Here is a 12241-nt window from a genome sequence, read left to right on the forward strand (position 1 = left end):
GTCCGAGGCGGGTCAGTCCGTGCCGTGAAGGGCGGCGCGGGTCAGCCCGTGCCGTAAAGGGCGGCGGCGATCGCGGCACGCATCTCCGCGGCACTGCCGTATCGCTCCCGGGGGTCGCGCTCCAAGGCCCGCATGATGATGGCCTGATACTGCGGCGGAAGCCCTGGGACGATCCGGCTCGGCGGTACGGCGGGCTCGTGGAGCTTGCGGGCCAGCAGCTCGTGTGCCTTGTCGGAGCGGAACGGGGTCTGTCCGGTGCAGAGTTCGTAGAACACGACCCCGGCCCCGTAGATGTCGACCGAAGGGGTGGGCAGTTGGCCGTGGACGATCTCCGGTGCCATGTAGGCGGGCGTGCCCACCATGGTTCCGTCGCCCCGGTGCAGGGGCCCCTGTCCTTCGTCTGCGATGACGTGGGAGATCCCGAAGTCGCTGATCTTGACCGTGCCATTCGGCGTCAGCATGATGTTGGACGGCTTCACGTCGCAGTGCACCACCCCGGCCCGGTGGGCGGCCTCAAGGCCGGACAGCACGTCGTGGACGGCCTCAGCGGCCTCGTCGGGCGACAGCGTCCCCTCGGCGCCCACGTCGCGCAGATCGGTTCCCTGGACGTACTCCATCACGAAGAACCGTCCGGCCTTGACCTCGACGACGTCGTAGACCGCTGCCACGTTCGGATGGTTCAGTGCGGCCGCGACCCGGACCGCGGTCCAGAAGACCTGCCGTTCGGCCGGTTCGTCGAACCCGTGGATCTGTATCGTCCGCAACGCGACCCGCCGGTCCAGGAGACGGTCGTAGGCGAGATGTACCGCTCCCATGCCCCCCTTGCCGATGGGGTGGATGATCTCGTACCGCTCGCCGGCCGCGTCCGGCTCCACGTAGCGTCCGGCTGGGCCCCGGTCGTCCGTCGACACCGGGAACATCCGGTTGGCCAGTGCCCGTAGATGTGTCCCGGGAGGGAGGCGCGGAGCGGCCCTGGGGGAGTGCGACCTGAACCCGGGGTTGCGGGCGATGACCAGCGCGCCCGAGGTGTCGGTGCCCGTGCGCTCGGGTGTGGGACGGCCCTGTGCCACCAGGGATGCCTTGATGTGGGTGTACGCGGTGTCGACGGTGATTTCCGATGGCCCCTCCGCGATGCCGTGGGTGAGCACCTGGAGCAGTTCACCGGTGAAGGCCGTGTGGATCTCCCCGACCGGCGCGAGTGCGGGCCGGTCGTGGCGGGAGGCACTGATGACCACCGCTCCCGCTGTCGCCACCTGGGCCCGCACCACGTCGGCGGCGTCGGCCATCAGCCCGTGCGCCTGCCCGCTGAAGCAGGCGTCGAGGATCACCACCCGGCGTTCCGCCCGGGTTTGGGCCAGCACGGACCGCAGGTGCGAGTACTGCAGGCAGGTCCACGGCTCGCCCTGCCTGGAGCCGGTGACCGAGACCGAGTACTGCAGTTCGTCGTCGAGATGGCCGTGCCCGCTGTAGTAGACGAGCAGGGTGTCGGTGGCTTCGGCGGCCGCCTGCCGTACGGGGTCGATGAACTCGGACGGCTGCGCGGGGTCGGCGACGACTGTGCAGTGCTCCGGCGGCAGGTCCCAGCCCGTGGCCGAGGTGAAGAAGCCGGCGAGCGCCGCAAGGTTGTTCCGGACGGCCGGGAGGGGCGGCAGATGGTCGTAGTCCGCGGCGCCGATCAGGACCACCCGTGAGGATTCCGGGCAGGGGAGTGGCATGCGGCGGCTACTCGCTCTCCAGCTCCAGCGCCCGGATGAGTCGGGTGATGTCCGCCGGGTCACCGGAGTCCACCGTCACCCGCACGCCGTTGCGCTCGATGACGACGACCGGCGTCGACGACCGGGTCCGGCGCCAGGCGGAAACCGCCACTGCCAGGCCGGCGGTCGAGAAGCCGGTCTGGGTGATCAACGTGATGACGTCGAGGGTCGTGCCCATCTCACCCTCGGCGGGCGGTGCCGGCCGCAGGGCGATGGTCGCCCCGGTCCTGACCGTCGTGTCCTGGCGGAGCCATTGCGCGAGTTGGCGCAGGTCTCGTCCCGGAGAGTCCCCGTCCACGAAAATGCGGTACTCCGGCATCCCTCGACCTCCCCCTTGGCCCCGTCCGCTGCGGGTGCGAACCAGCGCACCATCATAGAGCCGCCGGGCCACGGGGCAGTCGTCAGGGCGCGAGCACGTCCAGTTCCTCCAGGGCGCCGATGGTGATCTCGCGGGTCAGTTCCTCGGCCCGTGCGGCGTCCCGCTCCCGTACCGCTTCGGCGACCTTGACGTGCAGGGTGACCGCCGCCGGGTCGGGTTCCTCGAACATCACCTGGTGGTGGGTGCGGCCGGTGAGCACCTCGGCGACCACGTCGCCGAGGCGGGCGAACATCTCGTTGCCGGACGCCCTGAGGATCGTCCGGTGGAACTCGACGTCGTGCAGGAGGTAGCCCTCCAGCCGGTTTCCACGGGAGTTGGCGACCATGCCGATGGCGCACTCGGTGAGGGCCGCGCACTGCTCGGCGGTGGCGTTACGGGCGGCGAGGCCCGCCGCCGTGGGTTCGACGGCGGAACGCAGCACGGTGAGGGAGCGCAGCTGGCGGGGCCGGTCGGCGCCGGCCAGGCGCCAGCGGATGACCTGCGGGTCGTAGACGTTCCACTCCTCGGCGGGCAGCACGGTCACGCCGACGCGGCGCCGTGACTCCACGAGGTGCATGGACTCCAGGACCCGTACCGCCTCGCGCATGACGGAACGGGACACCTCGAACTCCTGGGACAGCTCGTCCGTCCGCAGGACACTCCCCGGCGGGTACTCGCCTCCGGTGATGGCGGGCCCGAGGCTTTCCAGTACGCGGGCGTGCAGCCCTCGGGTCTGTGGAGTCATGGCGTAAGCCTACGAGGCACCCCCGGTCGCAATAAGTATGACTTTTAAGTCACAGGCTCTTGAATTCCTCTGACCTAATGGGTTTCAGTGGCGTGACGCACGACCGGTTCGCCGTGCGAGATGTCGAAGAAGACAGCGAGGCAGCAATGCACACCCCTCACGTCGTCGTAGTCATGGGCGTGGCAGGAACCGGCAAGACCACGATCGGCCCCCTGCTCGCAGCGCGGCTCGGCGTCCCCTACGCCGAGGGCGACGACTTCCACCCCGAGGCGAACATCGCCAAGATGTCGGCGGGCACCCCGCTGACCGACGACGACCGGTGGCCGTGGCTCGACGCCATCGGCTCCTGGGCCCACGGCAGGGCCGGACTCGGCGGTGTGGCCAGCAGCTCGGCGCTGAAGCGGAGTTACCGCGACCGGCTGCGGTCCGCCGCTCCCGGTATCGCCTTCGTCCATCTGACCGGCTCGCGCGAGCTGATCGAGGGCCGGATGTCGCAGCGCCAGGGTCACTTCATGCCGACCGCGCTGCTCGACTCGCAGTTCGCCACGCTCCAGCCGCTCGGCCCGGACGAGGCGGGCGTCGACGTCGATGTCGCGGGCAGCCCAGAGGAGATCGCCGAGCGGGCCGTCGCGGCCCTGCGCGCCCTCGGCCCGGCGGCGGACGGCAGCGCCCGGTCCGCGCAGTTGTCGCCGCACTGACGCCCGCGCCGCCCCGCGGGCGGCGCCCCCCGACGCGTACGTCCACCCCACGCGGACGCGCCCCTCCCCCCGTAACCCACCTCTCCTGCAAGGGAAACACCGTGACTAGTCTCAACGTCGAGACGCTGGCAGCGGCTGCCGTAGAGCCGATCACCTCGGCGGGCCACGCCCAGCTCGGGATCGCCGTCCTCGCGGGCATCGCCGTGATCGTCCTGCTCATCACGAAGTTCAAGGTGCACGCGTTCCTGGCGCTGACCATCGGGTCGCTCGCGCTCGGGGCGTTCGCGGGCGCCCCGCTCGACAAGGCGATCACCAGCTTCACCGCCGGGCTCGGCTCGACGGTCGCGGGCGTCGGTGTGCTGATCGCACTCGGCGCGATCCTCGGCAAGCTCCTCGCCGACTCCGGGGGCGCCGACAGAATCGTTGACACCATCCTCGCCCGGGCGGGCGGGCGGTCCATGCCCTGGGCGATGGTGCTGATCGCCAGCGTCATCGGGCTGCCGCTGTTCTTCGAGGTCGGCATCGTGCTGCTGATCCCGGTCGTGCTGATGGTCGCCAAGCGCGGCAACTACTCGCTGATGCGCATCGGCATCCCCGCCCTCGCCGGTCTCTCCGTGATGCACGGCCTGATCCCGCCGCACCCCGGCCCGCTCGTCGCCATCGACGCGGTCGGCGCCAACCTGGGCGTCACGCTCGCCCTCGGTGTGCTCGTCGCGATCCCGACCGTGATCATCGCCGGTCCGCTGTTCTCCAAGGTCGCGGCCCGCTGGGTGGACATCCCGGTGCCCGAGAAGATGATGCCGCGACGCCCGTCCGAGGAACTGGACGAGGCCACCGGTCAGCCGGCCAGGACCGCCGGGCTGCCCAGCTTCGGCGCGACCATCGCCACCGTGCTGCTTCCCGTCGTCCTGATGCTGGCGAAGGCCCTCGTCGACATCGTCGTGGACGACCCCGAGCACACGGTGCAGCGCGTCTTCGACGTCATCGGCTCGCCGCTGATCGCCCTGCTCGCCGCCGTCGTCGTCGGCATGTTCACGCTGGGCCGCGCGGCCGGGTTCTCCAAGGGCAGGATCACCGCGACGGTGGAGAAGTCGCTTGCCCCGATCGCGGGCATCCTCCTGATCGTCGGCGCGGGCGGCGGCTTCAAGCAGACCCTCATCGACTCCGGTGTCGGCCAGATGGTCCTGCAGATCTCCGAGGACTGGGCGATCCCCGCCCTCCTGCTCGCCTGGCTGATCGCCGTCGTCATCCGCCTGGCCACCGGCTCGGCCACCGTCGCGACGGTCTCCGCCGCCGGTCTGGTCGCGCCGCTCGCAGCCGACATGTCGACCACGCACGCTGCCCTGCTCGTCCTCGCGATCGGCGCGGGCTCGCTCTTCTTCAGCCATGTCAATGACGCGGGCTTCTGGCTGGTCAAGGAGTACTTCGGCATGAACGTCGGTCAGACCATCAAGACCTGGTCGGCCATGGAGACCATCATCTCGGTCGTCGCGGGCGCACTCGTCCTGCTGCTGTCACTGGTGATCCAGTGACGCTTCGGCAGGCCCAGTCTCAACCTCAGGTTTAGGGTTCAGGTTCCGCTGGTCGGCAGGGGGAGGGCGGCCGCAGAGGGTGCCGGCTGCGCCGACGCGAAGGCTCCACCTGGCACCCGCATCGGGTCGGCGCCGGGCTCGGCTGCGGGTGGGCGTCCGGCCGTGGCGTGCCGCCGACTCGCTCGCGGTCACCCGCACGTACTCACCCTCATCGGACCGACTGCGGGTCGGCGTCGAGGTCCGCCGTCATCAGCGTGTGCAGTCCGTTGCGCAGCATCTCGCTGCTGGCGTCGCCGAGCAACGCCTGCTGGACGACGAACCCTTGAGCCAGGGCCATCAAGGTGCGTACGACGTGATCGGTGGGGACATCGACGGGCAGCTGTCCTGCCGCCTGGTACGTCCGGACGAGGTCGGCCCACACCGCGCGCAGGTCGTCGTAGCCCTGCTGCAGGGTGGCGGCGAGCGACTCACTGCGCAGGGTCTCGCTCCACACCTGCAGGATCAGTCGGGCGAAGGCGCGGGTGTCCTCGGCGCCTGCCCGGGTCGCCTGCTCCGACAGCGCTGCGCTGAGCACGCTGCTGAGCACTTCGTCGAGCGGACGGACCGGCGCGTCCCGGACCGCGTCGGCGAAGGCCCCGCGCATCGCGGTGAACGCTTCGACCGCCACCGCCTGGATCAGCTCTTCCTTGCTGCTGAAGTAGCGGTACACGGCGCCGGTCGACAGGCCCGTTTCCTTGAAGACGTCCTGCATGGACGTGGCGTGGAAGCCGTTGCGGGTGAAGCAGCGTCGGGCTCCGGCGACGATCTGCTGACGCCGGGCGTCGAGGTGTGCTTGGGGTACGCGTGCCATGGCCACACGCTAAAACGAACGTTCCTTTTTGACAATCACCCGCACGCCGCGCAGGGCGGGAGAGCGGAGCGAGAGAAGAGAGAGCCGAACGATTGACAGACGTGTCCCGGCGCGGGCACCATCCAAAAGGAACGTTCGTTCTCTATGAGAGGAGTGGCAATGCGCGAGACGGCATCGCAGCAGTCGGGAATGTCTCCTTCGCTGAGCGGGATCGGTGCGACGTCGCTGGGTGTGGCGGCGTTGCGGGCGAAGGAGAACGGCCGGGCCGACCGGCTCTTCGCGGATCCGTATGCCGAGCGGTTCCTGACCGCGGCCGGTGTCACCCCGGCGCAGTGGTCGGCGGAATCATCGACGGGGGCGGGGTTCGTCGCGCTGATGGCCGAGCAGGTCGCGGTGCGGACGCGGTATCTGGACGAATCCTTGCTGGCAGCCGCCGCGGAGCCGTGCGGGCAGGTCGTGCTGCTCGCCTCCGGCATGGACTCACGGCCGTACCGGCTGGACTGGCCGGCCGGAACGCGGCTGTTCGAGCTGGACTTCGCCGATGTGCTGGACTTCAAGCGGCACGCGCTCGCCGGCAGCGGAGCCGTGCCACGCTGCGCGCACGTGGACGTGGCGACGGACCTGCGGGAGGACTGGCCAGGGGCTTTGCTGCGGGCGGGTTTCCGACCTGACGCTCCCACCGTGTGGCTGCTGGAAGGCCTTCTGTACGCACTGCCGCAGCAGGCCGCGGACCTGCTCCTTGAGCGGGTGACCGAGCTGTCCGCGCCGGGCAGCGAGCTGGCCGGCGATCACGCCGAGGACTCCGAGGCGCTGCGTGCCGCGCGGGGGGCGATCTCGCCGGAGCTGGTGGAGTTGTGGCAGGGCGGGCCAACGGGCGATCTCGGTACGTGGCTGGGAAGCCGTGGCTGGGCGGCGGCGGTGCATGACTTCCGTACGGTCGCCGAGTCGTACGGTCGCCCGACGCCGTCCGCGTTCGACCCGGCGATCGAGGGCACCGGCCGCGGCTGGCTCGTCACCGCTCGGCTCGGTCCAGAGGTGTCGTGACCGGAGGCCGGACCCGGGCGGCTCCGGCCACCACGATCTCGTACGGCACCTTCAGCACGCCCAGGCCCAGAGACCCCTGCCGATCTCGGCTGCGGAGGCCCTGAACCCGCCGCAGCCGATCTCCCGCCACACGCGAGCCCGTCGCGGTGCCCGGAGCGGGCGAGGCGCAGGCGCTGACGCCGCTGCTTGCGGAGGACGGGGGATCCGGGGGTGCCGCCCGGACCCGAGAACGGTGGGGCAGGCGGGAGTGCCGACACCGATCTGAGGGCGGATTCCCGCTGTTGAGGCGGAATCCCGCCTCATGGCGGGAGCGACGCGCGGCCGGGTGCGGGGTTGGGGTCAGTCGTCGGCCAGCTCGACCCGCAGTGACGGCTGGAGGAGGTCCGCGTGGGCACGGACCATGTCGTCGCAGAGCCGCCAGATCTGCTCCACGGTCAGGGTGGCGGCGGTGGCCGGGTCGATCATGGCCGCGTGTCGGATGTGCCGTGGCTCGTCGTCGACGGCGGCGCGTACGACGAGGTCGTTCATGCTCAGATACGTGCGGTTGAGGGCGGCCAGCTGCGGCGGCAGAGCACCGGCGCGGGTCGGCTGGACGCCCGACGCGTCGACCAGGCAGGGCACCTCGACCACGCCGTGGGCCGGGAGGTTGTCGATCAGGCCGCGGTTGGGGACGTTCCCGTAGATGGTGCGCGGGGTGCCGGTGACCATGCTGTGGATGACCTGCGGGGCGTACTCCATGGTGCCCTCAACGGTGAGCGGGGCCCCGGTGGCGAGGGCATCGCGGGTGCGGTGGTACTCGGCGACGTTCTCGTCGACGATGCCGAGGTAGGCGCCGATCGGGAGGCGCAGCCGGGCGACCTCGCTGTCGTGGTGCAGATACCAGGGCACGTACTCCGAGGAGTGCTCGCTGGTCTCGGTCGGGTAGTGGCCGAGCCGCCGGTACATGTCGATGCGCACCCGGCGCCTCAACTGCTCGTCCTTCGCGATGAGTTCGTCGAGGCGGGGGTAGAGGTCGGTGCCCCGGTGCTCGAAGCGCAGTACCCAGGACTGGTGGTTGACCCCCGCGGCCCGGTAGGTGATCTCTTCGTAGGGGACGCCCACGAGCTCGGCCAGGTCCCGCATGGTCCAGTACACCGAGTGGCACAGGCCGACCACCCTGGTCAGGCCGGTGGCCTCGGTGAGGTACTGGACGTTCATGGCCATGGGGTTGGTGTAGTTGAGCAGCCATGCGTCGGGGCAGAGTTCGGTGATGTCCGCGCCGAGCCGCTTGAGGAAGGGGAAGGTGCGCAGGGCGCGGAAGATGCCGCCGACGCCCAGGGTGTCGCCGATGGTCTGGCGCAGCCCGTGGCGGGCGGGGACGTCGAAGTCGGTACGGGTGGACTCGCCCATGCCGATCTGCACGATGTTGATGACGAAGTCGGCGCCGGCCAGGGACTCGCGGCGGTCGGCGTGCGCCGTGATGTGGGCGTCGGCGCCCAGTTCGCGCGCGATGTAGCGGGCCGCGGCCTCGGCGGTGGCCAGTCGTTCGGCGTCGATGTCGTGCAGGGCGATGTGCGCGTTCCTCAGCTCGGGGAAGGCGAAGAGGTCGGCGAGCAGCCCCTGGGTGAAGACGACGCTTCCGGCGCCGACAAAGGCGATCTTGGGTGGGGTCATGAGGTGTGCGCTCCGATGGGAGAGAGGTGGGCGAGGGCTTGGTCCCGGGCGGGCCGGGCGGCGGCGCCTCCACGGGCCCCCGTGGACAGCGCTCCGCACACGGCTGCGAAGGCCACGCGCGGGCAGAGAAGGACATCCGGGCGGTCACCCCTTGACGCCGCTCGAAGTGACCGAGCGGATGAAGGCCTTCTGCGCCAGGAGGAACGCGATCAGCACCGGAAGCACCGTCAGGACGTTGCCCGCCATCACCGCGGACCACCGGGTGTGGTGCTGGCCCTGGAAGGTGGTCAGGCCCAGTGGCAGCGTGTACTGGGTGTCGTGGTTGATGGCGATCAGGGGCCAGGTCAGGTCGTTCCACGTGGTCAGGAAGGTCAGCACCGCGACGGTGGCGAGCGCGGGCCGTGCGAGGGGCAGGACGATCGACCGGATGACCCGCAGCCGGGAACAGCCGTCGATCCAGGCGGCTTCCTCCAGCTCCCTGGGCAGCGAGAGGAAGAACTGCCGCAGCAGGAACACCGCGAACGGCGTGACCAGCGCGGGCACGATCAGCGCGCCGAGCGTGTCGATGAGCCCGAGCTTCTTCATGACCAGGAACGTGGGGATCATCGTGAGCTGGAACGGAATCACCATCGTCGCCAGCATCAGTACGAGCAGCGCCCGTGAACCGGCGAACCGCATCCGGGCGAACGCGTATCCGCCGAGCACGCCGAACACGAGGTTGGACATGACGGCGACCGAGGAGACGATCGCCGAGTTCAGCAGCCACTGCGGGAACATGGCGTTGCCGAGCACATAGCCGTACCCGCCTAAGTCGATCTTCGAGGGCCAGAGGGCCGGTGGGAAGCGGTTGATCTCGGTGTCGCTCATCAACGAGCTGAGCATCAGCCACACCAGGGGCACCGCGAACACGGCGGCCAGCGGCACGAGCAGCAGATGCCAGGCGCTGAACGGAAGGCGGAAGCGGCGCCGAGCGGCCGGTGCCGCCGCCGGGCCGGACGTGGCACGCGTGGGTCCGGTCGTGGCGGCGGTCATGAGGCGGCTGCTTTCGTACGAGGGGTGCGCTCGCGTTTCGTACGAGGGATGCGCCCGCCCCGCGTACGAGGGGTGCGCCCGTCTCCCGTGCGAGGGGTGCGCCCGCGGCGGACCACGCGCACCACGACGGCCGCGACGGCCAGCGCCAGGGCGAGGACGTAGGCGGCGGACGCTCCGTACCCGGCGGTGAACTCCTTGAAGGCCTGCTCCCAGATGAAGTAGACGATCACCGTGGTCGAGCCGAGCGGCCCGCCCTTGGTGGTCACGTACACGAGGTCGAAGACCTGTAGGGCCTGGATGGTCTGCCACAGCAGCAGGAACACGCTGACCGGCGTGAGCGCGGGCAGCGTCACGTGCCGCAGGATCTGCAGCCGTCCCGCGCCGTCCAGCCGGGCGGCCTCGACCAGGGACCGCTGTACGTCCTGCAGCGCCGCCAGGTAGATGACGGTGCACAGACCCGTGCCGCTCCACACGGTGATGACCACCAGGACGAGCAGCGCCTGCCCGGGGTCGGTGAGGAAGCCCTGGGGCGAGATGCCGAGGCGGTGCAGGACGGAGTTGGCCGCGCCGAACTCCGGGTCGAAGACGAAGGAGAACAGCACACCCTGCGCGGTGGCGGAGATGACGAACGGTACGAAGAACAGCGTCCGGTAGAGCCCGACGAAGCGGATCCGCCGGTTCAGGACGAGGGCGAGGGCGAGCCCGAGAGCGATGCTCAGGGGCACGTAAAGAACGGTGTAGACGACGGTGTTCCGCACGGCCTGGTGGAACTTCGGGTCCTGCCGCAGGGCGTCGTAGTTGTCCAGGCCCACCCAGCGACTGGGGGTGACGAGGTCGTTGGCCTGGAAGGAGAGCAGCAGCGACCAGACGACCGGCAGCACGCTCAGGCCGAGGATGACGAGTACGGCGGGCGAGATGAACGCCCAGGCGGTGGCGGCCTCTTGACGGCGTCGACGGCGCAGCGCACGCGGGGCCCGACGGTCCTGCGGCAGGGTCAGCGGTGTGGGAAGTCGGGGCATGTATCAGGTCCTCAGCGTGGGATCAGCAGGGCGGCGTTGGACTCGTCGGCGCACGAGCGCACCGCGTCGGCGGGGCTCTTGCGGCCGAGCAGCACGGCGACGACGGCCTGCCCCAGGGCGCGCGAGACGCGGGGGTAGGCCGGGTGCACGGGCCGTACGCGCGCCGAGCGGATCGCTTCGGTGAACACGGACAGGCCGGGGGTACGGGTGGAGTACTCGCGCCAGGCAGGGCGCTCCTCGGCGCGGCGGCTCAGCGGCAGGCTGCCCGCCTCCACGTCCCAGCGGCTGTCCTGGGCGGGCTGGGTCAGCCAGGTGACGAAGGTGCGCGCGGCCTTCGTACGGGCCTCGCCGTTGTCGAAGAGCGTCCAGGTGTCGGGACCCGAGATGGTCATGGGACGGCGGCTGAAACTGGGCAGCGGGGCGACGTGGTAGTCGACCTTCGCCTGCCGGATGTCCGGCAGCTGCCAGGGAGCGGTCACCACCATGCCCATCCGCCCGGAGAGGAAGACCTGGTACATCTGCTCGCTGCTGGGCTTGGGGTCGATGTAGACGCTTCTGTCGCGCACCAGGTCCTGGACGACCTCAAGGGCGCGGACACCCTCCTTCGCGAAACCGATGCTCCGCCCGTCATCGGCGATGACCTCGCCGCCCAGGTCCCACACCAGCGGCCACAGCCGCCACACGGTGTCCTCGTTGCCGGTGCCGGGCCAGCTGGTGCCGAACCGCCCCTCGGCCGAGTCGGTGAGGCGGCGCGCGGTGTCGGTGAACTCCCGCCAGGTCCAGCCCGCTTCGGGCAGGTCGACCCCGGCCCCGGCGAACACCTTCTTGTTGCAGATCACGGCCAGGGCGTCGACGAGCGCGGGCACCGCGCGGACCCGGCCGTTGATCGTGACGGCCTCCCGGGCCGGCGCGTGGTAGTTGTGCCACGGCAGCGGCCCCTGCCGTACGTGCGCGGTCAGGTCGACCACCTGCGGGCTGCGGGCCACGCTCGCCAGGTCGGAGCCGAAGATGTAGGCGATGTCGGGATAGGCGCCGGAAGCGAGTGCCGCGGTGACCTTCTGCAGCATGGCGTCGGCCAGTACTCCGCCGCCCATGTCCACGCGGATGTCCGGGTGGGTGCGCTCGAACTCGGATCCCAGACTCTTGAGGACCTTCGCCGCGATGTCGTTCTGGCCGTGCCACATCTGGATCGTGACGCGGCCGTCGGACCCGATCCCGTCGGCGGTGCCCGCCGCGCAGCCGGACACGGCACCACCGGCCGCCACGAGTGCTCCGGCACCGCCGGCACGCAGCACACCGCGCCGCGACAAGGCGCCGGGCGCTCGGGGGACTGCTGTCATCACTGCCTCCAGGAGGTCGGGCGCCGCGTCGGGCCGGCACCGCCACAGGGCGGGCGGGGAAACATATAGGGGGAAGCCGGAGCGGGGAAGGGGGCCTCGCGCACGGGACGCCGGTGACGGCCGCCCGGATGTCAGCAGCCGGCGGCGGTCCGCACGGTCGGCAAGGCCAAGAAGAGGCTCCACAATGACGACCGCGAGGACGCTCCCCGCACCCGC

At 70.6% G+C, this 12241-nt stretch carries 11 protein-coding genes; 3 read left to right on the forward strand and 8 right to left on the reverse strand.

The genetic code is table 11. The annotated features are described in order from the left end of the window. Nucleotides 1–41: 41 nt before the first annotated feature. The 3 genes from ACH4SP_RS03920 to ACH4SP_RS03930 form a co-directional block, all read right to left on the reverse strand. Complete coding sequence (locus ACH4SP_RS03920) at nucleotides 42–1715, reverse strand: protein kinase (protein ID WP_398408900.1); 1674 nt, start codon at nucleotides 1713–1715, stop codon at nucleotides 42–44. Nucleotides 1716–1722: 7 nt separating this feature from the next. Then, nucleotides 1723–2073 (reverse strand): hypothetical protein, encoded by a 351-nt coding sequence (locus ACH4SP_RS03925; RefSeq protein WP_398408902.1) that lies wholly within the window; start codon nucleotides 2071–2073, stop codon nucleotides 1723–1725. A gap of 82 nt (nucleotides 2074–2155) precedes the next feature. Then, complete coding sequence (locus ACH4SP_RS03930) at nucleotides 2156–2857, reverse strand: FadR/GntR family transcriptional regulator (RefSeq protein ID WP_398408904.1); 702 nt, start codon at nucleotides 2855–2857, stop codon at nucleotides 2156–2158. A gap of 146 nt (nucleotides 2858–3003) precedes the next feature. Between ACH4SP_RS03930 and ACH4SP_RS03935 the strand changes: the two genes are divergently transcribed. Together ACH4SP_RS03935 and ACH4SP_RS03940 are read left to right on the forward strand one after the other, a co-directional pair. Next, nucleotides 3004–3555, forward strand: coding sequence for a gluconokinase (locus ACH4SP_RS03935; protein WP_398408906.1), 552 nt, complete (start codon nucleotides 3004–3006; stop codon nucleotides 3553–3555). 101 nt (nucleotides 3556–3656) lie between these two features. Next, complete coding sequence (locus ACH4SP_RS03940; RefSeq protein WP_398408908.1) at nucleotides 3657–5087, forward strand: gluconate:H+ symporter; 1431 nt, start codon at nucleotides 3657–3659, stop codon at nucleotides 5085–5087. A gap of 208 nt (nucleotides 5088–5295) precedes the next feature. On the opposite strand, the gene ACH4SP_RS03945 is transcribed toward ACH4SP_RS03940, so the two are convergent. Then, the gene (locus ACH4SP_RS03945; RefSeq protein WP_398408910.1) at nucleotides 5296–5937 is read right to left on the reverse strand and encodes a TetR/AcrR family transcriptional regulator; all 642 of its coding nucleotides are present in this window, start codon (nucleotides 5935–5937) and stop codon (nucleotides 5296–5298) included. A gap of 159 nt (nucleotides 5938–6096) precedes the next feature. Here ACH4SP_RS03945 and ACH4SP_RS03950 point away from each other — a divergent pair, with 159 nt between their 5' ends. After that, nucleotides 6097–6981, forward strand: coding sequence for an SAM-dependent methyltransferase (locus ACH4SP_RS03950; RefSeq protein ID WP_398408912.1), 885 nt, complete (start codon nucleotides 6097–6099; stop codon nucleotides 6979–6981). 339 nt (nucleotides 6982–7320) lie between these two features. Here ACH4SP_RS03950 and ACH4SP_RS03955 read toward each other — a convergent pair whose 3' ends face one another. The 4 genes from ACH4SP_RS03955 to ACH4SP_RS03970 form a co-directional block, all read right to left on the reverse strand. After that, entirely contained in the window at nucleotides 7321–8634 is a 1314-nt protein-coding gene (locus tag ACH4SP_RS03955; protein ID WP_398408914.1) for an alpha-glucosidase/alpha-galactosidase, read from the reverse strand. A gap of 144 nt (nucleotides 8635–8778) precedes the next feature. After that, nucleotides 8779–9666, reverse strand: a complete 888-nt coding sequence (locus tag ACH4SP_RS03960) for a carbohydrate ABC transporter permease (protein WP_398408916.1) — start codon at nucleotides 9664–9666, stop codon at nucleotides 8779–8781. Continuing rightward, nucleotides 9663–10685 carry a carbohydrate ABC transporter permease gene (locus ACH4SP_RS03965; protein ID WP_398408918.1) on the reverse strand — a complete coding sequence of 341 codons (1023 nt, stop codon included), beginning with the start codon at nucleotides 10683–10685 and terminating at the stop codon, nucleotides 9663–9665. The genes ACH4SP_RS03960 and ACH4SP_RS03965 overlap by 4 nt, the downstream gene beginning before the upstream one ends. A gap of 11 nt (nucleotides 10686–10696) precedes the next feature. Continuing rightward, entirely contained in the window at nucleotides 10697–12025 is a 1329-nt protein-coding gene (locus tag ACH4SP_RS03970) for an ABC transporter substrate-binding protein (protein ID WP_398408920.1), read from the reverse strand. Nucleotides 12026–12241: the final 216 nt, after the last annotated feature.

This window comes from Streptomyces sp. NPDC021093, from assembly GCF_044333135.1.
GTDB lineage: Bacteria > Actinomycetota > Actinomycetes > Streptomycetales > Streptomycetaceae > Streptomyces.